Here is a 23,954-nt window from a genome sequence, read left to right as displayed (position 1 = left end):
ACAGTCCGGGCCGCGAGGCGCCGGACGTCCGAGGCACGAGGAGAGGTCACAGGGGATGCTCAGGCTGGGCAAGCGGGAATTCGGGGCACACGAACCGGTGATCATGGCGATCGTCAACCGGACCCCGGACTCCTTCTACGACCGGGGCGCGACGTTCGCCGACGACGCCGCCCTCGCGCGTGTGGAGCGCGCCGTGGCCGAGGGCGCGGCCATCGTCGACATCGGCGGGGTGAAGGCCGGGCCGGGCGAGGAGGTCACCGCCGAGGAGGAGGCCCGGCGCACGGTCGGTTTCGTGGCGGAGGTCCGGCGCCGCTTCCCCGACGTGATCATCAGCGTGGACACCTGGCGGGCCGAGGTCGGCGAGGCGGTGTGCGAGGCGGGCGCGGACCTGCTGAACGACGCGTGGGGCGGTGTGGACCCCGGCCTGGCGGAGGTAGCGGCCCGCCATCGGGTGGGCCTGGTGTGCACGCACGCCGGTCGCGCGGAGCCCCGTACCCGGCCGCACCGGGTGGCCTACGACGACGTGATGGCCGACGTCCTCGACGTGACCGTGGGGCTGGCCGAGCGGGCGGTGGCGCTGGGGGTACCGCGCGAGTCGGTGCTGATCGATCCGGGGCACGACTTCAACAAGAACACCCGGCACAGCCTGGAGGCCACGCGCCGGCTGGACGAGATGGTGGCGACGGGCTGGCCGGTGCTGGTGTCGCTGTCCAACAAGGACTTCGTCGGGGAGACGCTGGACCGCCCGGTCAAGGAGCGGCTCATCGGCACGCTGGCGACCACGGCGGTCTCGGCGTGGCTCGGGGCGCAGGTGTACCGGGTGCACGAGGTCGCGGAGACCCGGCAGGTGCTGGACATGGTGGCGTCGATCGCGGGCCACCGGCCCCCCGCGACGGCCCGCAGGGGCCTCGCCTGACGGGGATCTCCCCCTGGGGGCGGCTCCCGGAGCCGGCCCCAGGGGGGCGGTACTAACGCGCCGCTTCCTTGGACACCAGCGCGACCGCCTCGTCCACGTCGTCCGTCACGTGGAACAGCATCAGGTCCTTCTCCGCCGCCTTGCCCTGCGCGACCAGCGTGTTCCGCAGCCAGTCCATCAGGCCGCCCCAGTACTCGCTGCCGAACAGCACGATCGGGAAGCGGGTCACCTTCTGGGTCTGCACCAGGGTGAGCGCCTCGAACAGCTCGTCCAGCGTGCCGAGCCCGCCGGGCAGCACGACGAAGCCCTGCGCGTACTTCACGAACATCATTTTCCGGACGAAGAAGTACCGGAAGTTGAGTCCGATGTCGACGTACTGGTTGAGCCCCTGCTCGAAGGGCAGCTCGATGCCGAGGCCGATCGAGAGGCCGCCCGCCTCCAGCGCGCCCTTGTTGGCCGCCTCCATGGCGCCGGGACCGCCCCCGGTGATCACCGCCCAGCCGGCCTCGACCAGACCCCGCCCGAGCCGCACACCCGCCTCGTACTCCGGCGAGTCGACCGGGGTCCGGGCCGAGCCGAACACGCTGATCGCGGGCGGGATCTCGGCGAGGGTGCCGAAGCCCTCGATGAACTCCGACTGGATGCGCAGCACCCGCCAGGGGTCGGTGTGCACCCAGTCGGTGGGGGCGCGCTCGTCCAGCAGCCGCTGGTCCGTGGTGCTGGCCTGCACCTGGCCCCGCCGCCGGAGCACCGGGCCGAGCCGCTGCTCGTCCGGTGGGCGCTTCTTCCCCTCGGGGTTTCCGGTAGCCATGTGCGCTCCCTCCGCTTGCCGGTATTTCGTCCTCAGCCTAGATCCGCAACCGTTACGGAGGGGGGACGTGAGCATGTCCGGAACGCGGCGCCGCGTGGTGCGGGCGTCACGCGGTGAGCCAGGCGCGCAGCCGCTCCTCACCGGCGAGGACCTTGGCCACCTCGACCCGCTCGTCCCGCTTGTGCGCCAGGTGCGGATTGCCGGGACCGTAGTTGACCGCCGGGATGCCGAGGGAGGCGAAGCGGGAGACGTCCGTCCAGCCGTACTTGGGCATCGGGGTGCCGCCGACCGCCTCGATGAAGGCCGCGGCGGCCGGGTGGGACAGGCCGGGCAGGGCGGCGCCGCTGTGGTCGTCGATCACGAACTCCTCGACCCCGCAGTCCGCGAACACCTCACGCACGTGCGCGATCGCCTCCTCCTCGGTGCGGTCGGGGGCGTAGCGGAAGTTGACGGTGACCACGCACTCGTCCGGGATGACGTTGCCGGCCACTCCCCCGCCGATACGGACCGCGTTCAGGCCCTCGCGGTACTCCAGACCGTCGATCACCGGCCACCGGGGCTCGTAGGAGGCGAGGCGGGAGAGGATCGGGGCGGCCGCGTGGATGGCGTTGGAGCCCATCCAGCCGCGCGCGGAGTGGGCCCGCTCGCCCTTGGTCCTCAGCAGCACTCGGAGGGTGCCCTGGCAGCCGCCCTCGACCTCGCCGTCGGAGGGCTCCAGAAGCACCGCGAAGTCGCCCCGGAGCCACTCCGGGCGGGCCTCGGCGAGGTGCTTGAGGCCGTTCAGCTCGGCGGCGACCTCCTCGTTGTCGTAGAAGACGAAGGTCAGGTCGCGGTTGGGCTCCGGCACGGTGGCCGCGATCCGGAGCTGGACCGCGACGCCGGCCTTCATGTCGCAGGTGCCGCAGCCCCACAGCACGCCGTCCCCGTCGAGACGGGAGGGGACGTTCTCCGCGATCGGCACGGTGTCGATGTGCCCGGCGAGGATGACGCGTTCGGCGCGGCCCAGATCGGTGCGGGCGAGGACGTTGTTGCCGAAGCGCTCCACCGTGAGGTGGGGCAGAGCGCGCAGCGCGGCCTCGATCGCGTCCGCGAGGGGCTTCTCCGTGCCGCTCTCCGACGGGATGTCCACGAGCCGGGCGGTCAGCTCGGCGGCGTCCAGCGTGAGGTCAAGGGTGGTGTCGGCCATGCTGGTGACCCTAACGCCCGCCGGGCACGGGGCCCGCCGTGCTCACCGGGCGCGGGCCCGCGACGGGACCCCTCGTGGGCTCCAGTACCTTGTACGCGTGTCAGAGCCGTCCCCCTCTCGCCCCAAGCGTCGCGGCCGTGTGCTCCGGATCGGTGCGGCCCTGCTCGTGCTCGCCGGTGTCGGCGCGTACCTCGTCGTCCAGTACGTCACCGGAGGCGGTGCCGCGCGCGGCTGCACCGTGGTCTCGGTGCAGGACAGGACGGTGTCGTACGCCTTCACGCCCGAACAGGCCGTGAACGCGGCCACCATCGCGGCCGTCGGCACCGGGCGCGGCATGCCCGAACGTGCCGTGACCATCGCGCTCGCCACCGCGCTCCAGGAGTCCGGGCTGCGCAACATCGGCCACGGAGACCGGGATTCGCTCGGCCTGTTCCAGCAGCGGCCCTCACAGGGCTGGGGCACCGAGCGGCAGATCATGGACCCGGCGTACTCGGCGGGCATCTTCTACGCGCACCTCGCCCATGTGCCCGGCTACGCCGAACTCCCGCTCACCGTCGCCGCGCAGAAGGTGCAGCGCAGCGGCTTCCCGGAGGCGTACGCCAAGCACGAGCCGGACGCGAAGCTGCTGGCCGCCGCCCTCACCGGCCGCTCGGCGGCCACCCTGACCTGCGACGGCCGCACCGCCCGCACCGCCCAGGCGGCGCGCCCGGACGCCGTACGGACCGCGCTGGTACGGGACTTCGGGCGGGACGCGCTCCAGGAGACCGGCGCGGTGGTGGGCGGTACGGCCGTCCCCTCGCCCTCCCCCTCGCCCAGCGTGACCGCCACCGCGCACGGCCGGACGGTGACCGTGCCGGTGCCGCAGGGCACGCGTACGGACACCCACGGGCGCACCGAGCGGGAGCGGGGGTGGCAGCTCGCACAGTGGGCGGTCGCCAACTCCTCGGCGCTGCGCATCACTCGGGTGACGTACGAGGGGCGGGAGTGGACCGCGTCCAACGGCGGCGGGGACTGGCATCCGGTGAGGGCCCCGTCCTCCGGGGCGGCCGGGGCGGAGTCGTCGCTGGCGTCCGTGCGGATCGTCACGGGGTCCTGAGCGGGGCTTGGACGCTTGTGCGGGGGCTTACCCGTACGGGTTGCGGGGGTTGTCGGGGGGCGCGTCCGGGGGCAGGGGTGCGGGAGTGGTCCTCAGCCCTTGCGGCGCATGAGCTGGAAGGATTCTGCGGGACCTCTTCGGGACGGTCTTTGCCCGTTTTTATCCACACCTGATAATGCGATGCGTTATCCAGTCTTTACCTTCGGCGTCCGCAACCTTCGGCGGGTTCGAGCGGTAGTCAGTGCGTCCGGGCTCGGACACCACACCGTTCTCTTCTGCCGAATGGAGCATCATGTCCCTCCCCCTGACCCGCCGTATCGCCCGTGCCGCGCTGCTCGTCGCCGCGGGGGCGGCCGCCGGGGTCGGCGCCGCGGGTACCGCCGGTGCGGCCACCAACCAGCCGGCGGTGCCGGACCTCGGCGGGCTGACCAAGCTGGACGGCGCGACGCACGTGGACAAGACCGTGGGCGGGCTGGCGGACAGCAAGGCCGTCAAGAAGGCCGTGCCGGCGCCTGCGGCGGGCAAGGCGGCGGGGAACGTGCTGGGCGGCCTCCCGCTGAAGGGTCTGCCGCTCGGCTAGTCGTCGCACGACGAACATGACGAAGGGGTCCAGGGAGTTCCCTGGACCCCTTCGTCATGCACTCACGCCGTCAGGCGGGCCACCGCCGCGTCGATACGCTCGTCCGTCGCCGTCAGCGCCACGCGGACGTGCTTCTCGCCCGCCTCGCCGTAGAAGTCGCCCGGGGCCACCAGGATGCCGAGGTCGGCCAGGGCGGCGACCGTGGTCCAGCAGGAGTCGCCGCGGGTGGCCCAGAGGTAGAGGCTGGCCTCGCTGTGGTCGATGCGGAAGCCGTGGGCCGTAAGGGCCGCGCGGAGCCTGTCGCGGCGGGCCGCGTAGCGCTCGCGCTGGAGGCGTACGTGCTCGTCGTCGCCGAGGGCGGCCACCACCGCGGCCTGGGTCGGCGCGGAGGTCATCATGCCGCCGTGCTTGCGGATCTCCAGCAGCGGCATCAGCACCGCCGGGTCGCCCGCGACGAAGGCCGCGCGGTAACCGGCCAGGTTGGACCGCTTGGAGAGGGAGTGGACGGCAAGGATGCCGTCGTAGGAGCCGCCGTTGACGTCCGGGTGCAGGACCGAGACCGGGTCGGTTTCCCAGCCGAGCTCCAGGTAGCACTCGTCCGAGACGATCAGTACGCCGTGCTCGCGGGCCCAGGCCACGATCCCGGTCAGCTCCTCCTGGGAGAGGACCTTGCCGGTGGGGTTGGACGGCGAGTTCAGCCAGAGCAGCTTGAGGTTCGTCGGGTCCAGCTCGCGCGGGTCGTCGTAGACCTCGTACTCGGCGCGGGCGAGGCGGGCGCCGACCTCGTAGGTCGGGTAGGCCAGGCGCGGGTAGGCGACCTTGTCGCCGGGGCCGAGCCCGAGCTGGGTCGGCAGCCAGGCGACGAGCTCCTTGGAGCCGACGATCGGCAGCATGTGCCGGTGGGTGACGTCCCGGGCGCCGAGGCGGCGCTCCAGCCAGCCGGTGATCGCGTCGCGCAGCGCGGGCGTGCCCCAGACCGTCGGGTAGCCCGGCGAGTCGGCCGCGTCGACCAGCGCCTTCTGGATCAGCTCGGGAACCGGGTCGACCGGGGTGCCGACGGAGAGGTCGACGATGCCGCCGGGGTGCGCGGCGGCGGTCCTCTTGTACGGCTCCAGCTTGTCCCAGGGGAAGGCGGGGAGCCGGTCGGAGACTGCGGACACGGGGCTTGCTCTCTTTCCTTGGGGGCGCGAAACGCCTCGGTCCCGCACGGCCGGGGGATCACCAGGCCGTACGGGACCGAGGCGGCGCGCCCATACGGGCCGCGGGGCCTTGCCGACCGGTTACTCGCCCTGGGGCGGCAGCGCGGCGATGAAGGGGTGGTCGCGCTCGATCAGACCCAGCTTGCTGGCGCCGCCGGGGGAGCCCAGCTCGTCGAAGAACTCGACGTTCGCCTTGTAGTAGTCCTTCCACTCCTCCGGAGTGTCGTCCTCGTAGAAGATCGCCTCGACCGGGCAGACCGGCTCACAGGCACCACAGTCGACGCATTCGTCCGGGTGGATGTACAAGGACCGCTGGCCCTCGTAGATGCAGTCGACCGGGCACTCCTCGATGCACGCCTTGTCCTTGACGTCGACACAAGGCTGCGCGATGACGTAGGTCACGCTGTCGTTCCTCCTCGATAGGGCGCTGGCGGGCCTCCTCAGGCTCCGCCGCCTGGCGCGCGGGAGCGCGGCGTCGTCGATGCCCGCACCTAGTATCTCCGTTCCGGACCGTGATCCGAACAGGAGGGGTGGAGCGACCCGTGGAAATCTCGGTGACAGGACTGCTCAAGGTCCTCATCACACCGGCAGACGTGGGCAAAAGGGTATCCGTACGGCAGTTGACGGGATCGGGTGCGGCGGGCGAGAAGTTCACCGACACGGTAGGCGTTCTCACATCCTGGGACGACGACGGCGTGCTCATGATCACACGACGGGACGGCCGGGTCATCAGGGCCGAGGCGTCGTCGCTGGTCGCGGGCAAGGTCGTACCGGCCGCCCCGGCGCGTCGGCGGGGGCCGTCGGCGGGGTACGAGGAGCTGGCGCGGATCGCGGCGCGGGCGTGGCCTCCGCTGGAGGACGAGCGGCTCGGCGCGTGGGAGCTGCGGGCCGCGGGCGGCTTCACCCGGCGGGCCAACAGCGTGCTGCCGCTCGGCGAGCCGGGGCTTCCGCTCGACGCGGCCCTGACTTCCGTAAGAGGCTGGTACGGCGAGCGCGGACTGCCCGCCTACGTCCAGACCGCCACCGGCGCCGAGGGCACGCAGGAGCTGCTGTCGGCGGAGCTGGCGCGGCGCGGCTGGACGCGGGAGGTCACGGCGGAGCTGTGGACCGGCGCCCTGGCACCGGTCGCGGACCGGGACGGCGGCACCGGCGTGCTGCTCTCCCGCGAGGCGGACGAGGCCTGGCTCGCGCGGTACGGGCGCGAGGGAGTGAGCGAGGTGGCCCTGCGGGTGCTGCACGGCGGACCGTCGGTGTGGTTCGCCCGTGTGCCCGGCGCCGACGGCGAGCCGCCGGCGGCGATCGGGCGGTGCGTGGTGGACGGCCGCTGGGCCGGGTTCGCGGCGGTCGAGGTCGATCCGGCCCGGCGCCGCCAGGGGCTGGCCACCGACGTGATGGCCGCGCTGGCCCGGCGCGCCCTGGACGAGGGCGCCTCGGCGGCCTGGCTCCAGGTCGAGGAGGACAACGAGGGCGCGCGGCGGCTGTACGACGGTCTCGGCTTCGCCCGGCATCACGCCTACCACCACTACCGGGAGCCGGACGCGGCCGGCTCCGGGCGGTCGTAGGAGGCCGTCGTGGAGCCCCAGGAACCGGCCCGGCGCCCCGCTTTCCCGCCCCCCTACCCGCCTCCGCCCGAGCGGTCGGCGGAGCTGCGGCGGCGGTTCGCGGAGGAGGCGCGGTCGCAGTGGCCCGACCTGTCCGCGCTGTGCCTGATGATCGGCGCGGAGGCGGACGGCACGCTGGACGAGGCCGGGATGGACGCGGCCCAGATCGAGCTGGACGAACTCGCCGGTCGGCTGCCGTACCGGCCGGGCGAGCCGCTGGCCTGGGCCCGCGCGGTGGGCCGGCTGCTGGGCGGCACCAACGGGTTCCGCGGCACGGCCGGGGAGTACGAGCGGCTGGAGTCCTCGCTGCTGCACTCGGTGCTGCGGCGGCGGCGCGGGCTGCCGATCCTGCTGTCGGTGGTGTGGATGGAGGTCGCCCGGCGCGCGGGCGCCCCGGTGTACGGGGTCGCGCTGCCGGGGCACTTCGTGGTCGGCTTCGGCACGGCCGGAGACCGGGTCCTCGCGGACCCCTTCGAAGGCGGCCGGGTGCTCAGCGGCGCCGACACCGAGCTGCTGGTGGCCGGGGCGACGGGCGCGCCCCTGGAGCCCTCGATGCTGGTCCCGGCGGCCCCGCTCCAGGTCATCCAGCGCATCCTCAACAACATCCGCGCCTGGGCCACCGCCCGCCCCGAACGCTCCGACGTGGCCCTCTGGGCGGTGGAGCTCGCCATGCTCCTCCCCTCCCGCCCGGCCCGCCTGCGCTACGACCGAGGCCGCCTCCTCGTCCAGCGCGGCGCCTTCACGGAGGGCGCGGCCGAGCTGGATGCCTACGCGGAACTGGTCTCCGTGGTCGACCCCACAGCCGAGGAAAAGGCCCGCGCCCAGGCCCACGCGGCAAGAGCCCTGCTCAACTGACCGGCCTCAGAGCCAGCCCTTCTCGCGGGCGATGCGGACCGCCTCGGCCCTGTTGCGGGCGGCGAGTTTCTGGATGGCGGTGGAGAGGTAGTTGCGGACGGTGCCCTGGGAGAGGTGGAGGGCGGCGGCGAGTTCGGCGTTGGTGGAGCCGTCGGCGGCGGCGCGGAGGATCTCGCGTTCGCGGTCGGTGAGGGGGTTGGCGCCCTCGGCGAGGGCGGCGGCGGCCAGGGTGGGGTCGATGACGCGTTCGCCGGTGAGCACCTTGCGTACGGCGGCGGCGAGTTGGGCGGCCGGGGCGTCCTTGACGAGGAAGGCGTCGGCGCCCGCCTCCATGGCGCTGCGGAGGTAGCCGGGGCGGCCGAAGGTGGTGAGGACGACGAGCTTCACGCCGGGGTGCGCCCGGTGGACCTGGGCGGCGGCCTCGATCCCGGTGCAGCCGGGCATCTCGATGTCGAGCAGGGCCACGTCCACCCCGTGCTCCCCCACCGCGGCCAGCACCTCGTCCCCGCGCGCCACCTGCGCGACGACCTCGATGTCGTCCTCAAGGCCGAGCAGCGCGGCGAGCGCCTCGCGGACCATCGACTGGTCCTCGGCGAGGAGGACCTTGATCGTGCTCGTCATGACCCGGATACTACGTCCGCCACGGCGGCCGACGGGACGCGGGCGACCACCCGGAACCCCTTGGCGGACCGGCCCGCCTCCAGCGTGCCCCCGGCCCCCTGGAGCCGCTCCACGAGCCCGGTGAGCCCGTTGCCGGGCCCCTTGCCCGAGCCGCCGGAGCCGTTGTCCTCGACGGACAGCTCCAGCACCGGCCCGTCCAGGGTGTGCCGGTGCAGCAGCTCGACCGCGCACCGCTCGGCCCCGCTGTGCCGGACCACGTTGGTGACGGCCTCCCGCAAGGTCCACGCCAGCGCGGCCTCGGCCTCCTCGGGCAGCCCGGCCAGCTCGGGCTCGGCCGGGATCTCGGCGATGACCCCGGCGGCCGTCAACGCGACCTGCGCGCCCGCGAGTTCGGCGGCGAGCCGGGGCCGCCGGTACCCCGTGACGGCCTCCCGTACGTCGACCAGCGCCTGCCGGCTGACCCGCTCGATGTCCGCGACCTGCTGGGCGGCCTCCTCGGGCCGGCCGGGCAGCATCCGTCCCGCCAGCTCGCTCTTGAGCGTGATCAGGGACAGCGAGTGCCCCAGCAGGTCGTGCAGGTCACGGGCGAGCCGCAGCCGCTCCTCGTTCGCGGCGAGCTGCGCCACGGTGGCCCGCGCCTTGCGCAGCTCGACGGTGGTGCGCACCAGCTGCCGTACGCCCGTCATGGCGAAGCCGATCAGCACCACCAGCAGGATCAGGTCCCGCGCCTCCTCCTCGTCGGTGTGCAGTCCGACGAGGTACATCACGGCCGCCGAGGCCGGGATCGCCCAGTAGGTGGCCTTGGCCGGGAGGGTCGCCCCGCAGGCCACCGAGAGGTAGACGAAGAGGCCGAGCCAGGCGCTGCCCAGGGTGTAGGCGAGCAGCGGCGCGAGGATGCCGAGGACCACCAGGAGCAGGACGACGGCCGGTCCGGAGAAGGTCCGGCCCATGTTGCGGAAGACCAGCCCCAGGTAGACCCCGACGAACGCGGTGAGTCCCACCGCTCCGGCCCAGGTGGCCGCCGTCCCGTGGTTGCCGTTCACCAGGTCGTGGACGGGTGAGCTGAGGAAGACCAGCCAGACGCCGATCCACAGCAGCTTCACCCACAGCTCGCGCCGGCCCTGCGGCGGACGCCCCACGGGGGTGTCCGCCTCGGTCCCGGCGCACCGGTCCTCCGTCATCGCGTTCACGCCTTCAGCGTGTCCTTCCGGTACAGCCAGGCCGCGCCGCCCGCGAAGAGGACGAAGTACACGGCGAGGACGGCGACGTCCCGCCCGTGCGGGGCCTGGCTCTGCTCGACCGCGCGTCCCAGGGCAGCGTACGCGTACGTCGGCAGCCACTCGGCGATGTCCTGGAGCCAGCGCGGGAACCCTGCCGAGGGCATCCACAGGCCGCCGAGGAGGGAGAGCGCGAAGTAGACGATCATCGTGATGGGCCGTACCGCGTCCCCGGAGGCGAGGTAGCCGATGGCGACGCCGAGCGCGGCGAAGACGAGGCTGCCGGCCCAGATGACGCCGGTCAGGGCGAGCCACTGCCAGGCGTCGAGCCGTACGTCCTTCACGACGGCGGCGACGATGAACACCATCACGATGGACGGCAGGCTCACCACGGCCGCGCTGGCGGTCTTGGCGAGGACGTACCCGTGGCCGGGCAGCGGGGTCAGCCGGAGCTGGCGCACCCAGCCGCTCTCCCGCTCCTTGGCGATGCGCTCGCTGTTGCCCATCAGGACGGCGGTCAGCGCGCCGAAGGAGGCCATGGAGACCATCAGGTAGGTGGCGACGGTCAGGCCGGTGCCGTCCACCTTCTCGCCGGTGCCCGAACTGCCCGCGAAGATCAGGAAGATGATCGAGGGGTAGAGCACGGAGAAGAACAGGAACTTGCGGTTGCGCAGGGCGCGGGCGAGTTCCAGCTTGATCAGGGCCCGTGAGGCGAGGATGCCGGTCATGCGCGCTTGGCCTCCTCGGCCTCGGTGATGGCGACGAAAGCCTGCTCCAGGCCGAGGCCGGCGACTTCCAGGTTGCGGGGGTAGAGACCGAGCCCGTACACGGCGTGCACGGTGGCGTCGGCGTCGGAGGACTGGATGCGGACGGTCTGCCCGGAGACGTCCAGCGAGGTCAGCGCGGGCAGGGCGGCCAGCGCGGTCTCGTCGACGGCGCCGGTCAGGTCGAAGGAGACCCGGCGGGCGCCCGCGCGGGCCTTGATCTCGGCGGCGGTGCCGTCGGCCAGCAGGCGGCCCCGGTGCAGCACGAGCACCCGGTCCGCGATGGCGTCGGCCTCTTCGAGGTAGTGCGTGGCGAAGAGGACGGTACGGCCCTGGTCGGCCTGCTCGCGCATGGTGGCCCAGAACGCCTGCCGGGCGGAGACGTCCATCCCGGTGGTGGGCTCGTCCAGCACGATGAGGTCGCTGTCCCCGGCGGTGGCCAGGGCGAAGCGGACGCGCTGGGCCTGGCCGCCGGAGAGCTTGTTGACCTTGCGGTCGGCGATCTGGGTGACGCCCGCGCGGGCCAGCACGTCGGAGACGGGGTGCGGACGGGGGTGCAACGAGCAGGCCAGACCGACCAGTTCGGCGACCGTCACGTCCTCCATAAGCCCACCGCTCTGCAGCATCGCCCCGACCCGCCCGGCGACGATGGCCTCGCGCGGACCGGTCCCGAACACGGTCACCCGCCCCTCGTCCGGCTGCTTCAGCCCGAGCAGCAGGTCGAGCGTGGTGGACTTGCCCGCGCCATTGGGCCCGAGCAGCGCGACGGTCTCCCCGGGCCGCAGCGTGAGCGACAGCCCGTCCACCGCCCGCACACTCCCGTACGCCTTGCTCACCTGCTCGAACCCGGCCACCACCGGCACGTCGGTCGCGGTCGCCACCGCAGTCGTTGTCATGCCCCCACTCTGACCGGAAGGGGGGCGGCGACGGCAGTGCCGTCGGTCCTGAGTGCCGGATGACAGATGTCATGCCGGCCGGCGGAATGGGTGGCGCGATCCCGTCGTATCCGCCCGAATTCGATGGCATGCGCACGGTCGGGTCACTAGCTTGGCCGCCGTTCCGCTCCACCCGTCAGGCACAGCCACCCAGAGGAGAACCCATGATGCGCAAGCTCCTTGCCGGGGCCGCCACCACCGTGGTCGCCGCCGCCGGGCTCGTCTTCGCCGCACCCGCGCAGGCGGCGCCCTCGGACACGGCCCAGGTACGGGCGATCAACTGTCACGCCGCGGAGAGCGTACGGATTCGCAAGTCCGCGACGACCAGTTCCGCCGCTCTGGGGCTCTTCCCCAAGGGCGCGGGGGCCGACTGCGGGGGTGCCATCGAGGGCGGCACCTTCACGGCCTGCGGCTACAAGAACGGCTACTTCTGGATCGCGATCAACTACCAGGGCATCAAGGGTTACGTGGCCCTGTACTGCATCACGCGCCCCTGACGCACACCGGCGGACGAGGAGGAGCCCCCGCCCGGTGACGGGTGGGGGCTCCTCCTCATGGGCACGCGGTGTCAGTTCGGCTTGGTGTCGATCACGCCGATCCGCTCGGCCGGGGTCTTGCCCAGCAGGGCCTTGCGGAGGGCGCCCACCACGTCCTGCGGGAGCACGCCCCGCTTGCCGGTGGCCGTCTCGACCTGCACTCCGTCGAAGGTCTGGCCGTAGGCCGCCTTGAGCGCCTCGAGGTTGTAGGTGTCGACGAGCTTGCCGTTCACGGCCTTGAATCCGAGGATCTTCGGCAGCGAGCGGGGGCCGAACGGGATCTTGTGCGCCGCGTCGGTCTGGACGGTGACGAGGTTCGACATCGCCGGCTCGGCGAACGCCTTCATCTCGCGGTCGACCTCGGCGTTCGGGACCGTGGGCTGCCGGGTGGTGCTGGGGACGGTGACCGGGGTGGCCGAGCCGGTCTCGATCAGGGTGCGGTACGCCTGCTCGACGGCCTTGGTGGAGCCGGCCGCGTCGATGGCCTTGCCGGGCTTGCCGTAGACCGCGACGGCCTTGCCGGACTCGAACTTGATGCCGCCCTCGACGACCGAGCCCGAACCGCCGCCCGCCTGCTGGAGGGCGACCTGGAGCTTCTCCTCGTCCACCGGGGTCTCCGGCTGGACGACCCGCTTCTGCCCGAAGAGGGAGCCGATCACGGAGAGCGGGTTGTAGTCGCTGGTGGCGGCCTTGCTGACGGTGGCCTGGTAGTCGAACTGCAGGCCCGCCTTGTCCGGGGTCAGGGCCACGTTGCCGCCGCCCACGGAGAGCTGGAGCGGCTTGTCGACCCGGTCCCGGAAGGCGTCGTCCAGCTTCTTGACCGCGTTGTCCCGGGTGCCGCCGCCGATGTCCACACCGAGCACGGTGGTGCCCTTGGGCACGTCGGTGCGGTTCATCAGCAGACCGGCGCCGTAGGCACCGCCCACGACGACGACCACACCGGCGACCAGCAGCATCAGCTTGCTGCGGCCCTTCTTCTTCTTGGGCTGCGGCGCGGCCTTCGCCTGCGGCGCGGGCGGCTTGGGGGCCGTGTACGCCGGGCGGTCGGCGGCCGGGGTGGGGCCGAAGGGGTCGGCCTCGTCGCCGGGGAAGACCGGGATGCCGCTGGTGACGGTGTGCCCGGAGACGGTGCCGTGCGGGGCGCGGCCGGGGGCGTTCGGGGCGGCGGCGAGCTGCTGCGGGGTGAGGATCGCGGTGTCGTCGCTGAGGGGGTTGCCGGGCTGCGGAGCACCCTGCGGACCACCCTGGGGGCCCTGCGCGCTCTTGGGCGGGCCGCCGCCGGGGGCGCGGAACGCGGGCGGGCCGTCGAAGGGCTCGCCGGGCTCCATGCCGCGCATCCCGGGGGCGCCGGGCGCGTTGCCCGGTACCGGACGCGTCGGCAGCGGGCCGTCGCCGGTGACCGGGCCGCCGGTCGGGCCCGCGGGGCCGTTCGGGCCGGGGGAGCCCTGGCCGCCGGGGCCGTTGAAGCCGCTGGGACCTCCAGGCCCGCCGAGGCCGCCTGCGCCGGGGGCACCCGGACCACCGGCGGGGGCACCGCCGTTGTCGGAGAAGAACGGCAGGTCGTCGCGGGCGGGCTCGCCGGGGCGGGTGCCGCCGCGCGGGCCCGAGGCCAGCGCCTCGGTCACGTCGAACGAGCCGGTGCCGCCGCCGTGGCCCGGCGCGACGGGGCCACCGGTGGCGCCGGACATGCCGGAGCCGTTGGTGCCGCCGGGGCGGGGGGCGTTGGGCGCGGGGGTGGCGGGCCGCTGCGCGGAGGGGCCGGGGCCGAGCGCGGGGGCGCCGGGGCGCGGAGCGCTCGTGCCGGCGGCGGAACCGCCGGGCATTCCGGCGCCGTTGGTGCCGCCGCCGCCCGAACCACCCTTGGGGGCGCCGCCCTTGCGGGGAGCGAACCAGTCGCTGGTCTTCTCCTCCGCCTGCGGGGCGGGCTCGGCGGCCGGTTCGGGCGCGGGCGGCGCGGCGGGTTCGGGCCGCGCCGCGGCGGCGGGCTCGTCGCCGCCGCTCTCGCCGGCCGGGGCGCCGTCGACGGTCTTGCGCACGACGACCGGCGGGATCGGCCGCGATCCGGGGATGTTGATCCGGATGCGCGTGGTCAGCGTGGTCTCGGTCTTGCGGTCCTCCGGACGCGCGTCCGGACTTCCCGCGCCGGTCCCGTCGCCGGAAGCCATGGGGGTCCCGTACGGCGGGGTGCCGGAGGGGTATGCGGCTCCGCCGCGCCCGTTGGGCCCGGAGGACGGAGTGTCAGTTTCACGACTCAAGGCAGGTTCTCCCGGTTGGCTCCGCCGCCCGTCACGACCTCAGCGGGCATCTCGGCGGCGCGCACCACCATACTGGCCACCTCTGGCGCGAATCCCACGACCGCCGGGGAAATCCGCACTGGACCCGCACGAGGGCCCCGCGAAGTGGTACGTCACTTGCCAAGTCGGTCGGCGTCGCCGTCGGGTTGCCGTCCGGGGGCCAAGGTGGCGCAGATCACAGCGAGGGCCATGCCTCCGAGCAGGAAGACGTACGAGCCGCCACCCGCGCCGAACAGGAAGTCACCTTCCGGGCGGCTGGCGGTGAGCAGGATGACCGCGACGACCCAGCCGAGCACCGGGGCGACCGCGCCGGAGCGGCCGCGCAGCGCGTAGCCGCCGCCGAGGAACAGCCCGCCCGCGCCCGCGAGGGCGAGCAGCAGGCCGAGCGGGAACCAGCCGGCCTGCACCAGCGCCCCGGCGACGCCGACGACCGCGCCGAGCAGGGCGAGCCCGAGCAGCGCGGCCATCCGGCCCAGCGACGGGCGTTGCAGCGGCTGGGCGAGCATCGAGGCGCTCATGACGCCACCTCCACTCCGGCGAAGAGGTCGCTCTCGCCGGGTTCGGCGCTGCCCCGCACCAGTTCGTAGTACTCGGTGGTGAACAGCGGCTGGGCGAGGTCGTTGGAGAGCGCGAAGTACTCGCCCGCGACGGTGATCTGGGTGGCGTGGGCGCGCATCGCGGCGGCCTTGGCGGCGGCGTACGCGGTGCCGTCGACGGCGGTGGTGATCCGCTCGTCCGGGACCACACCGGGCAGGTCGGCGATGTCGGCGCTCTTGCCGAACGGCAGGCCGGGCAGCTCCTCGGCGAGCCGCGCGAAGGCGTCCTCGACGACCGAGCGGGGCATGCGGTTCCAGTAGACCTTGTCCACCCGGTGCCCCCGGCCCTCGGCCAGCTCGACGGCGCGCATCGCGATCCGGTGGGCCTGGATGTGGTCGGGGTGGCCGTACCCGCCGTTGTCGTCGTACGCGACGACGACCTGCGGCCGGACCTCCACCATCACGTCCGCGAGCGCCCCGGCGGCCTCATCGAGGCCGGCCTGCCAGAAGACGGCGGGGTCGTCGTTGTCGGGCAGCCCCATCATCCCGGAGTCCTGATACCCGAGCACCCGCACGTCCTCGACCCCCAGCTCCGTGAGGGCGGCGTCCAGCTCGCCCCGCCGGTACGCCCCGAGCGCGGCCCCCTCCAGATGCCGCAGCTCCGCCGGGATCACCTCCCCCCGCTCCCCCAGCGTGCAGGTCACCAGAGTCACATGAGCCCCCTCGGCCACGTACTTGGCCATGGTCGCGCCATTGTTGATCGACTCGTCATCAGGATGCGCATGCACGAGCAGCAGACGCCGGGCGGGCAGTTCGGTCATGGGGTCCAGCGTACGAGGCGGGGCACCCGTGGTACTCCCGACGGTCCCATCGGGGACCGTGCAGCTCGGTCTCCCACGCCTCAGTGGGCTGGGTGCCTCCGGCAGTCGCGGCAGCGGCCCGGCTCCGGGGCCCGGAAGGCCCGGTTGCAGCCGTCGCAGTTCTGGAGGGGGTGGCGTACCGGAGGTTCCGGGGCGGGCGGCCTGAACGGGGGTGGGGGTGGCAGGTGCCTGGTCAGGCGGTGGGCGAGCAGGGCGGCCGGGCGGTGCAGCGGCTCCGTCGGCAGGCCGTCGATCAGGGCGCGGCGTACCTCGGCCGGGGCGACGTCCCGCTCCAGCCACGCGGCGACACCGGGGGCGAGGTGTGCCGTGTCGGTGACGGAGAGCAGCAGGCGGCTGTCGTGGCGGCGGAGGCCCGCGAGGAGGTCGGTGGCGGGGTGGAGGAGGGCGGAGGTGACCGGTGTGGGTACGGCGGGGAGGGCCTTGGGGCGTGGGGTCGGGGTGCGGCGCGGGCGGGGTTCGTTCGCCTCGCGGCTGTGACCCGGCTGGTTGCAGGAGACCGTACGCGTGACGATGCGGCCGCCGGGGATGCGCAGCCGTTCGCGGCGCAGGTAGCCGTGTTTCTCCAGCTCCCGCAGGGCGGCGGCGATACGGGTGACGCCCTCGGGGAAGCGGGCGGCCAGGGTCTTGATGTCGATGCGGGCGCCTCGCGGCAGCGACTGGATGTGCGTGCCGAGGCCGATCGCCAGCAGGGAGAGGTCCGCGTGCTGGGCGAGGTGGTTGCCGATCACCGTGAAGCGGGCGGTGTGGCGGGAGTTGTCGTGGATGAGACCACCCCGGTTCGGGTGGTCGTGTCCCGCAATACGGGACCGGACGCGCGAGGGCGCGCTAGGGTTCTGGTTACCCATCGGGAAGCGGTTCTCTTCCTTGATGGTCAGGCCCTCGCACTGGGAAGCCACTCCCGGCGGGGGCCGACGTATGTCCGCTGTTGTCTTGCCGCTGAGCCTAGAGCCGCCGAGGGTGCCAATTGCCAGCGGAAACAGTCAAGTTCACCCGCCCGAGTGAGGCTGCCGCCGTGGGCGGGAGGGGTGGGGTTTGGTGGGGTGCTTTCCCCCGGTCTTCCAGGTCTTAATGACCACCCGTCCGACCGGAGCACGGTGGCCCCGGTTCCGGTGCGGCCACGAGCCGCGAACGCGCCGGATCACTCACAAGGAGCAGGGCGGCATGATCCGGCGCTACACGCCGGTGGTGCCGTCGACGCGTTCCCGGATCAGGTCGGCGTGGCCGTTGTGGCGGGCGTACTCCTCGATCATGTGGACGTGGATCCAGCGGAGGTTGACGTCCTGCTCCATGAAGCGGCCCGTATCGGTCAGAGCGCGGCCGGCGCAGTGCTCGCGGGCGCGGGCGATCTCCGCGTGCCAGGTGGCGAGGGCGTCGCTCAGGGTGGCGCCCTCAGCAAGGTCGAAGCCGCCGTCGGGGCCGTCCGAGTCGGCCTGCGGGCCGTAGATGCGCGGAGCCTGCTCGCCGGCGAACACGCGACGGAACCAGTTCCGCTCCACCTCCGCCATGTGCTGGACCAGGCCGGTCAACGTGAAGCCGGACGGCGGCACGGACGCGACGGCGGCCTGCTCATCGTCCAGCCCCTCGCACTTCATGGCCAGTGTGGCGCGGTGAAAGTCGAGCCAGCTTTCCAGCGTCGTGCGCTCGTCGGCGTTCAGGGGCGGGATAGGACGATCGATGGCGCTCATCGGCCGATTATCGCCAGCCCCGGACGCCGCCGACGGCGGGCCTCGCTACAGGGCGAACGTCGACTGGTGCGGCACCGGGCCCAGTTCAGCACAGACGATGTTGCGCCCCGGCACACCCCTCCGTACCGTCTCCCCCTTGACGTGACCCTCCACCCCGGTACAGTGCAATGAGCGGCATGCCCGCGCCCCATGTCCGGCGCCGGTGTCGCACTTCTCTCTCAGCCCTCGTGCCGATGGTCTTCGACCAGGCCGGGCTTCTTCGCTTCAGCACCCCGTGACCAGGGCTTTCTCGCTCCGTCAGTGGTGCGTTTCCGTCGCCCGGAGGCAGGCGTCTTCGTGATCTGCGGCCCTTCCTGAACCTGTCCGGAAAGGACACACCCCATCATGACCACCACCCTCGAACGCCCGATCAGAACCCAGAACACCACCCTCACCGGCGTCCTCGACATCGACGCGCACGGCAAGGGCCACCTGCGGGCCGCCGCGAGCCTCCTGCCCGCCCCGGGAGACCCGCAGGTCCCGGCGTCGCTGATCCGGCGCCACGGCCTCCGCAAGGGCGACCTCGTGGAGGGCGTCGCCGGACCCCAGCGGGCCCTCACGGAGGTGACCAGTGCCGACGCCCCCGCAGGGCAGCGGAGGAACTTCCGCGACCTGACCCCCCTCCACCCCCACCGGCGGATGCGCCTGGAGCACCCCGCCTCCGGCCTGGCCGGCCGCCTGACCGACCTGCTCGCCCCCGTGGGCAAGGGACAGCGGGGCCTCATCGTCGCGCCGCCGAAGAGCGGCAAGACCGTACTCATCCAGCAGCTCGCCGCGGCCGTCGCGGGCAACCACCCCGAGTGCCGCCTGATGGTGCTGCTGCTGGACGAACGCCCGGAGGAAGTCACCGACATGCGCAGGTCGGTACGCGGCGAGGTGTACGCCTCCACCTTCGACCGCCCCGCCAAGGACCACATCGCGCTCGCGGACCTCGTCGTGGAGCGGGCCAAGCGGCAGGTGGAGGCCGGGGAGGACGTGGTGATCCTGCTGGACTCGCTGACCCGCCTCTGCCGCGCGCACAACAACGCCTCGGCGGCGGGCGGCCGTACCCTCAGCGGAGGCGTGGACGCGGGCGCGCTGCTGGGCCCCAAGCGGTTCTTCGGCGCCGCACGGCAGGCGGAGGAGGGCGGCTCGCTGACGATCCTCGCGACCGCGCTCGTGGACACCGGCTCCCGCGCCGACGGCTTCTTCTTCGAGGAGCTGAAGAGCACCGGCAACATGGAACTCCGGCTGGACCGCGAACTGGCGTCCCGCCGCGTCTTCCCGCCCGTGGACATCGACCGCACCGGCACCCGCCGCGAGGAACTCCTCTTCACCCGAGAAGAGTTGGCCATCACCAGGGGCCTGCGCCGCGCCCTGCGCGCACACGGGGACGCGTCCCTGGAGACCCTGCTGGGACGACTGCGCGAGACCCCGGACAACGCCACGTTCCTGCGCCGCGTCCAGCCCACGCTGCCGACGAGCTGATCACACAGGAGGGGCGACGGCGGACGCCATCACCCCGCCCCGCGTCAGAACTTGATGCTGCCGATCATGCTGGCGACGTTCGTGGTCAGCTCGCTGATCGTGGGTGCGATGGTCGAGGAGGCGAGATAGAAGCCGAGGAGCATGCAGATGGCGGCGTGTCCCCCCTTCAGTCCCGACTTCTTGATCAGCAGGAAGACGATGATCGCCAGCAGCACCACCGCCGAAATCGAGAGTGCCACGGCGGCTCACCTCCAATGAATCCCAGGGACACGGGGGGTTCGGACTATGGGGGTTGTGACTTCGGTACAGCCCCGGCGGACCGGCCCGGAAGCCAAGTCCACGCGGACGCCGCCAGGTTCATACCCACGCAGCGACAGTGATCATAACTATGTGTGCTCGCGCATCGCTCGGCGCACGGCCGCACAAGGGGGCGCATGGCCAATATGGTCGGGCCATGACGACCCAGACAGCCGGCACCGACTCCTTCCCCCGCCGACACGCCCGGACGCAGCGCTTCTCGCTCGGCGCGCCGCGCGCGTTCACCGTGGCCCCCGACGGCTCCCGTGTCGCGTTCCTGCGCTCCGGCTCCGGCACGGACCGCGCCAACTCCCTGTGGGTACTGGACACCTCGGACGGCACCGAACGCCTCGCCGCCGACCCCGGAGCCCTCCTCGCGGGTGCCGACGAGGAGCTGTCCCCCGAGGAACGCGCCCGCCGCGAACGCAGCCGCGAGGGCGGCGCGGGCATCGTCGGATACGCCACCGACGCCGCCGCCGAACTGGCCTCTTTCGCCTTGTCCGGGCGGCTGTTCACGGCCGAGCTGCGCGCCGGCACCGCTCGCGAACTCCCCGTCCCCGGCCCGGTGATCGACCCCCGCCCCGCCCCCGACGGCACCCGCGTCGCGTACGTCGCCGGGGGCGAGCTGCGCGTGGTCGGTGCCGAGGGCGACGACGACCGGGCGCTGGCCACCCCCGAGAGCGACGAAGTGACCTACGGCCTGGCGGAGTTCATCGCGGCCGAGGAGATGGACCGTACGCGGGGCTTCTGGTGGTCCCCCGCGTCGGACCGGCTGCTGGTGGCGCGGGTGGACGACACGCCGGTGCGGCGCTGGTGGATCGCGGACACGTCACACCCCGACCGTGAGCCACACCACGTGCGCTACCCGGCCGCCGGCACCGCCAACGCCGAGGTGACCCTGTTCGTCATCGGCCTGGACGGCACCCGCACCGAGATCCGCTGGGACCGTGAGCGGTACCCCTATCTGACGCGAGTGCACTGGTCACAGGCGGGTGCGCCCCTTCTCCAGGTGCAGTCGCGGGACCAGCGCGGCACCCTCGTCCTCACCCTCGACCCGGACACCGGCGAGACCCGGACCCTGCACGCCGACGAAGATCCAACATGGCTTGATCTTTTCGCCGGGGTGCCCGCCTGGACCCCCTCCGGACAGCTGGTCCGCATCGCGGACGAGGGCGGCGCGCGGGTCCTCACCGTGGGCGAACGCCCGCTGACCGGACCGGAGTTGCACATCCGCGCGGTGCTGGACGTGTCGTCGGACGGCGTACTGGTCTCGGCCTCGGCGGGAGCGGCGGCCGAGGACCCCGAGACCGGCGAGATCCATGTGTACCGGGTCGGCGAGGCGGGCGTGGAGCGCGTGTCGCAGGAGCCCGGCGTGCACTCGGCGGTGCGCTCGGGCGAGGTGACCGTGCTGATTTCCGCGACCCTGGACAGTCCCGGCGCCCGTGTCCAGGTGCTGCGTGACGGAAAATCGGCGCTCGCTGTCCGCTCGTACGCCGAAGACCCCGGTTTGTCCCCCCGCGTGACCCTGACCGAGGGGGGCGCACGGCGAATTCCGTGCGCCGTGCTTATGCCGTCGGACTACCCCGGCGACACTCCCCTGCCCGTCCTGCTCGACCCCTACGGCGGCCCGCACGGCCAGCGGGTCGTCGCCGCCCACAACGCCCATCTGACCTCGCAGTGGTTCGCCGACCAGGGCTTCGCGGTGATCGTCGCGGACGGCCGGGGCACCCCCGGGCGCTCCCCCGAGTGGGAGAAGTCCATCCACCAGGACTTCACGGTCACCCTCGACGACCAGATCGACGCCCTGCACGACCTGGCCAAGCGCTACCCGCTGGACCTCGACCGCGTGGCCATCCGGGGCTGGTCGTACGGCGGTTACCTCTCCGCGCTGGCCGTCCTGCGCCGCCCGGACGTCTTCCACGCGGGCGTCGTCGGCGCCCCGGTCACCGACTGGCGGCTGTACGACACCCACTACACCGAGCGCTACCTGGGCGACCCCGACGCGGACCCGGAGAGCTACGCCCGCAGCTCCCTGATCACCGACGAGGGCCTCTCCGATCCGGCCGAGCCGCACCGGCCCATGATGATCATCCATGGCCTCGCCGACGACAATGTGGTGGCCGCACACACCCTCCGGCTCTCCTCCGCCCTGCTGGCCGCCGGCCGCCCGCACGAGGTGCTCCCGCTGTCCGGCGTCACCCACATGACCCCGCAGGAACAGGTCGCGGAGAACCTGCTCCTCCTCCAGGTCGACTTCCTCAAGCGCGCTCTGGGCCGGCCCGAACAGCGTTAACGCACCGGCAACTTCGCCGAAGCCGCACAGATATGAGCACCCGCGAGGCTGATCGCGTACGGCCGTGCGGGTGCCGTGAGACGGGCCGGGATCACGCCATGTCATCCCGGCCCGTTGCCGTGCCCGCCGTGATCCTCCATGGCCCCCGGCACGACCTGCCGCTCGGCCGCGAACAGGCACGCCGACGGATGCGCGACCGGCCCGCCCACGGCACGGAACTCCTCCGGCACCGCCAGCTCCGGCACCTCCCGCGCACACCGCTCCTCCGCCTTCCAGCACCGGGTGCGGAACCGGCAGCCGGACGGGATCGCGGTCGGGGACGGCACATCACCGCTCAGGATGATCCGGTCCCGGTGCGCCCGCGCCTCCGGGTCGGGCACCGGCACCGCCGACAGCAGCGCCTGGGTGTACGGGTGGGTGGGGTGCTCGTAGATCTCCGCGTCCGTGCCGGTCTCCACGATCCGGCCCAGGTACATCACCGCGACCCGGTCCGAGATGTGCCGGACGATCGACAGGTCGTGCGCGATGAACACGTAGGACAGCCCGAACTCCGCCTGGAGCCGGTCCAGCAGGTTGATCACCTGCGCCTGCACCGACACGTCCAGCGCGGACACCGGCTCGTCCGCGACGATCACCTCGGGGCGCAGCGCCAGCGCCCGTGCGATGCCGATCCGCTGCCGCTGACCGCCGGAGAACTGATGCGGATACCGGTTCAGGAACTCCGGGTCGAGCCCCACCACCTCCAGCAACTCCTGCACCTTGCGCCGCCGTTCACCCTTCGGCGCGGCCTCGGGGTGGATCTCGTACGGCTCCCCGACGATGTCCCCCACCGTCATCCGGGGGTTGAGCGAGGTGTACGGGTCCTGGAACACCATCTGGATGTTCCGGCGCACCTCCTTCAGCCGTCGCCCGGACGCACCGGTGATGTCCTCGCCCCGGAACCGGATCTCGCCCTCGGTGGGCCGCTCCAGATGGCAGAGCAGCCTGGCCACCGTGGACTTGCCGCACCCCGACTCGCCCACGATGCCGAGGGTCTCGCCCCGGCCGAGGCTGAAGTCGACGCCGTCGACGGCCTTCACGGCGCCGATCTGCTTGCGCAGCACGATGCCCCGGGTCAGCGGATAGTGCTTGACCAGGCCGCGCGCCTCCAGCACGGGTTCAGCCGTCGAGACCATCGAGGCACTCCCTCCAGAAGTGGCAGGCGCTCACCCGGTCGGGCCCCGCCGGGTACAGCGGGGGCTCGTCGGTGCGGCAGACGTCCCGCGCCATCGCACAGCGCGGGTGGAAGGCGCAGCCGGCAGGGACGTGGGTGAGGCTGGGCGGCAGACCCTGGATGGCGTACAGCTCCCGGCCCTTGTGGTCGAGCCGGGGGATGGATTCGAGCAGGCCGCGCGTGTAGGGGTGGGCCGGTGCCTTGTAGATGTCGTGCACGGGTGCCGACTCCACGATCCGGCCCGCGTACATCACCGCGATCCGGTCGGCCACGTCCGCGACGACGCCGAGGTCGTGGGTGATGAGGACCAGCCCCATGTCGTACTCCCGGCGCAGCTCCGCGAGCAGGTCCATCACCTGGGCCTGGACGGTGACGTCGAGCGCGGTGGTGGGTTCGTCGGCGATGACGAGCGCGGGTTCCAGCGCGATCGCCATGGCGATCATGATCCGCTGGCGCATGCCGCCGGAGAACTGGTGCGGATAGTCCCGCACCCGCTGGGCCGCGCCCGGGATGCGCACCCGGTCCATCAGCTCGACGGCCCGCTTGCGCGCGTCCTTGCGGGACATCCCCCGGTGGACCGTGAACATCTCGCCGAGCTGGTCGCCGACGGAGAGCACCGGGTTGAGGGCGGACAGCGCGTCCTGGAAGATCATCGCCATTCCGGCGCCCCGGATCTTCCGCCGCTCCTCCTCCTTCATGGTGAGCAGGTCGCGGCCCTGGAAGAGGATCTGGCCGCCGGTGATCCGGCCGGGCGGCATGTCGAGGATGCCCATCACGGCCTGCGCGGTCACCGACTTGCCGGACCCGGACTCCCCGAGCACCGCGAGCGTTTCGCCCGCGCCGACCCCGTACGACACCCCGTTGACGGCCTTGGCGACGCCGTCGCGGGTGCGGAACTCCACGTGCAGGTCGCGTACTTCGAGCAGCATGGC

The 23,954-nt window shown here is 72.8% G+C and carries 24 protein-coding genes; 8 read left to right on the top strand and 16 right to left on the bottom strand.

Annotation, left to right across the window (positions count from 1 at the left end):
• The first annotated feature begins 55 nt into the window (after positions 1-55).
• Positions 56-916 (top strand): dihydropteroate synthase, encoded by an 861-nt coding sequence (gene folP / locus D0Z67_RS19090; protein ID WP_031181056.1) that lies wholly within the window; start codon positions 56-58, stop codon positions 914-916.
• Positions 917-968: 52 nt separating this feature from the next.
• Here the strand turns inward: folP and D0Z67_RS19085 are convergent, their stop codons facing one another.
• Complete coding sequence (locus tag D0Z67_RS19085; RefSeq protein ID WP_031181055.1) at positions 969-1,727, bottom strand: LOG family protein; 759 nt, start codon at positions 1,725-1,727, stop codon at positions 969-971.
• 106 nt (positions 1,728-1,833) lie between these two features.
• Entirely contained in the window at positions 1,834-2,913 is a 1,080-nt protein-coding gene (gene dapE, locus D0Z67_RS19080) for a succinyl-diaminopimelate desuccinylase (RefSeq protein WP_031181054.1), read from the bottom strand.
• A gap of 97 nt (positions 2,914-3,010) precedes the next feature.
• Here dapE and D0Z67_RS19075 point away from each other — a divergent pair, with 97 nt between their 5' ends.
• A complete protein-coding gene (locus D0Z67_RS19075) occupies positions 3,011-4,009 on the top strand; it encodes a VldE C-terminal domain-containing protein (RefSeq protein ID WP_031181053.1) in 999 nt (332 codons plus the stop codon).
• Between the two features lie 292 nt (positions 4,010-4,301).
• Positions 4,302-4,589 carry an ATP-binding protein gene (locus tag D0Z67_RS30580; RefSeq protein WP_381118783.1) on the top strand — a complete coding sequence of 96 codons (288 nt, stop codon included), beginning with the start codon at positions 4,302-4,304 and terminating at the stop codon, positions 4,587-4,589.
• Between the two features lie 62 nt (positions 4,590-4,651).
• Here D0Z67_RS30580 and D0Z67_RS19065 read toward each other — a convergent pair whose 3' ends face one another.
• Both D0Z67_RS19065 and fdxA read right to left on the bottom strand, forming a co-directional pair.
• Positions 4,652-5,749 (bottom strand): bifunctional succinyldiaminopimelate transaminase/glutamate-prephenate aminotransferase, encoded by a 1,098-nt coding sequence (locus tag D0Z67_RS19065; RefSeq protein WP_031181051.1) that lies wholly within the window; start codon positions 5,747-5,749, stop codon positions 4,652-4,654.
• Positions 5,750-5,869: 120 nt separating this feature from the next.
• Positions 5,870-6,190: a ferredoxin gene (fdxA, locus tag D0Z67_RS19060; protein WP_018561461.1), complete on the bottom strand. Its 321-nt coding sequence runs from the start codon at positions 6,188-6,190 to the stop codon at positions 5,870-5,872.
• Between the two features lie 140 nt (positions 6,191-6,330).
• Between fdxA and D0Z67_RS19055 the strand changes: the two genes are divergently transcribed.
• Positions 6,331-7,350, top strand: coding sequence for a GNAT family N-acetyltransferase (locus D0Z67_RS19055; protein WP_031181050.1), 1,020 nt, complete (start codon positions 6,331-6,333; stop codon positions 7,348-7,350).
• 9 nt (positions 7,351-7,359) lie between these two features.
• Positions 7,360-8,244 carry a transglutaminase family protein gene (locus D0Z67_RS19050; protein WP_031181049.1) on the top strand — a complete coding sequence of 295 codons (885 nt, stop codon included), beginning with the start codon at positions 7,360-7,362 and terminating at the stop codon, positions 8,242-8,244.
• Positions 8,245-8,250: 6 nt separating this feature from the next.
• Here the strand turns inward: D0Z67_RS19050 and D0Z67_RS19045 are convergent, their stop codons facing one another.
• From D0Z67_RS19045 to D0Z67_RS19030, 4 genes are read right to left on the bottom strand one after another with little or no spacing between them, the layout of a single operon-like run.
• Positions 8,251-8,865 carry a response regulator transcription factor gene (locus D0Z67_RS19045; protein WP_031181048.1) on the bottom strand — a complete coding sequence of 205 codons (615 nt, stop codon included), beginning with the start codon at positions 8,863-8,865 and terminating at the stop codon, positions 8,251-8,253.
• Positions 8,862-10,046, bottom strand: a complete 1,185-nt coding sequence (locus D0Z67_RS19040) for a sensor histidine kinase (RefSeq protein WP_037775001.1) — start codon at positions 10,044-10,046, stop codon at positions 8,862-8,864. Before D0Z67_RS19040 ends, D0Z67_RS19045 begins: the two co-directional genes overlap by 4 nt.
• 5 nt (positions 10,047-10,051) lie before the next feature.
• Positions 10,052-10,810: an ABC transporter permease gene (locus tag D0Z67_RS19035; protein WP_031181046.1), complete on the bottom strand. Its 759-nt coding sequence runs from the start codon at positions 10,808-10,810 to the stop codon at positions 10,052-10,054.
• On the bottom strand, positions 10,807-11,742 hold the full coding sequence (locus tag D0Z67_RS19030; RefSeq protein ID WP_031181045.1) for an ABC transporter ATP-binding protein: 936 nt from the start codon (positions 11,740-11,742) through the stop codon (positions 10,807-10,809). The genes D0Z67_RS19035 and D0Z67_RS19030 overlap by 4 nt, the downstream gene beginning before the upstream one ends.
• A 203-nt stretch (positions 11,743-11,945) precedes the next feature.
• Here D0Z67_RS19030 and D0Z67_RS19025 point away from each other — a divergent pair, with 203 nt between their 5' ends.
• Positions 11,946-12,278 (top strand): hypothetical protein, encoded by a 333-nt coding sequence (locus D0Z67_RS19025; protein ID WP_037774921.1) that lies wholly within the window; start codon positions 11,946-11,948, stop codon positions 12,276-12,278.
• Positions 12,279-12,349: 71 nt separating this feature from the next.
• Here the strand turns inward: D0Z67_RS19025 and D0Z67_RS19020 are convergent, their stop codons facing one another.
• The 5 genes from D0Z67_RS19020 to D0Z67_RS19000 all read right to left on the bottom strand — a co-directional run bounded on the left by D0Z67_RS19020 (position 12,350) and on the right by D0Z67_RS19000 (position 17,713).
• Positions 12,350-14,572 (bottom strand): membrane protein, encoded by a 2,223-nt coding sequence (locus D0Z67_RS19020; protein WP_031181044.1) that lies wholly within the window; start codon positions 14,570-14,572, stop codon positions 12,350-12,352.
• Between the two features lie 152 nt (positions 14,573-14,724).
• A complete protein-coding gene (locus D0Z67_RS19015; protein WP_031181043.1) occupies positions 14,725-15,129 on the bottom strand; it encodes a DUF6113 family protein in 405 nt (134 codons plus the stop codon).
• Entirely contained in the window at positions 15,126-15,968 is an 843-nt protein-coding gene (gene mshB / locus D0Z67_RS19010) for an N-acetyl-1-D-myo-inositol-2-amino-2-deoxy-alpha-D-glucopyranoside deacetylase (protein WP_031181042.1), read from the bottom strand. Before mshB ends, D0Z67_RS19015 begins: the two co-directional genes overlap by 4 nt.
• 80 nt (positions 15,969-16,048) lie before the next feature.
• A complete protein-coding gene (locus D0Z67_RS19005) occupies positions 16,049-16,873 on the bottom strand; it encodes a helix-turn-helix domain-containing protein (protein WP_031181041.1) in 825 nt (274 codons plus the stop codon).
• 327 nt (positions 16,874-17,200) lie between these two features.
• A complete protein-coding gene (locus D0Z67_RS19000) occupies positions 17,201-17,713 on the bottom strand; it encodes a DinB family protein (protein ID WP_031181040.1) in 513 nt (170 codons plus the stop codon).
• Between the two features lie 384 nt (positions 17,714-18,097).
• Between D0Z67_RS19000 and rho the strand changes: the two genes are divergently transcribed.
• Positions 18,098-19,219: a transcription termination factor Rho gene (gene rho, locus D0Z67_RS18995; protein WP_031181039.1), complete on the top strand. Its 1,122-nt coding sequence runs from the start codon at positions 18,098-18,100 to the stop codon at positions 19,217-19,219.
• Between the two features lie 44 nt (positions 19,220-19,263).
• Here the strand turns inward: rho and D0Z67_RS18990 are convergent, their stop codons facing one another.
• Positions 19,264-19,458 (bottom strand): hypothetical protein, encoded by a 195-nt coding sequence (locus tag D0Z67_RS18990; protein ID WP_018544306.1) that lies wholly within the window; start codon positions 19,456-19,458, stop codon positions 19,264-19,266.
• 215 nt (positions 19,459-19,673) lie between these two features.
• On the opposite strand from D0Z67_RS18990, the gene D0Z67_RS18985 reads away from it, so the two are divergent.
• Positions 19,674-21,809 (top strand): S9 family peptidase, encoded by a 2,136-nt coding sequence (locus tag D0Z67_RS18985; RefSeq protein WP_031181038.1) that lies wholly within the window; start codon positions 19,674-19,676, stop codon positions 21,807-21,809.
• Between the two features lie 101 nt (positions 21,810-21,910).
• Here the strand turns inward: D0Z67_RS18985 and D0Z67_RS18980 are convergent, their stop codons facing one another.
• Together D0Z67_RS18980 and D0Z67_RS18975 are read right to left on the bottom strand one after the other, a co-directional pair.
• A complete protein-coding gene (locus D0Z67_RS18980; RefSeq protein WP_031181037.1) occupies positions 21,911-22,984 on the bottom strand; it encodes an ABC transporter ATP-binding protein in 1,074 nt (357 codons plus the stop codon).
• Complete coding sequence (locus D0Z67_RS18975; RefSeq protein WP_031181036.1) at positions 22,968-23,951, bottom strand: ABC transporter ATP-binding protein; 984 nt, start codon at positions 23,949-23,951, stop codon at positions 22,968-22,970. Before D0Z67_RS18975 ends, D0Z67_RS18980 begins: the two co-directional genes overlap by 17 nt.
• Positions 23,952-23,954 lie beyond the last annotated feature (3 nt).

Origin of the sequence: Streptomyces seoulensis, from assembly GCF_004328625.1 — a bacterium.
GTDB classification, from domain to species: Bacteria; Actinomycetota; Actinomycetes; order Streptomycetales; family Streptomycetaceae; genus Streptomyces; species Streptomyces seoulensis.
This window is presented reverse-complemented; position numbering and strand designations above follow the sequence as displayed.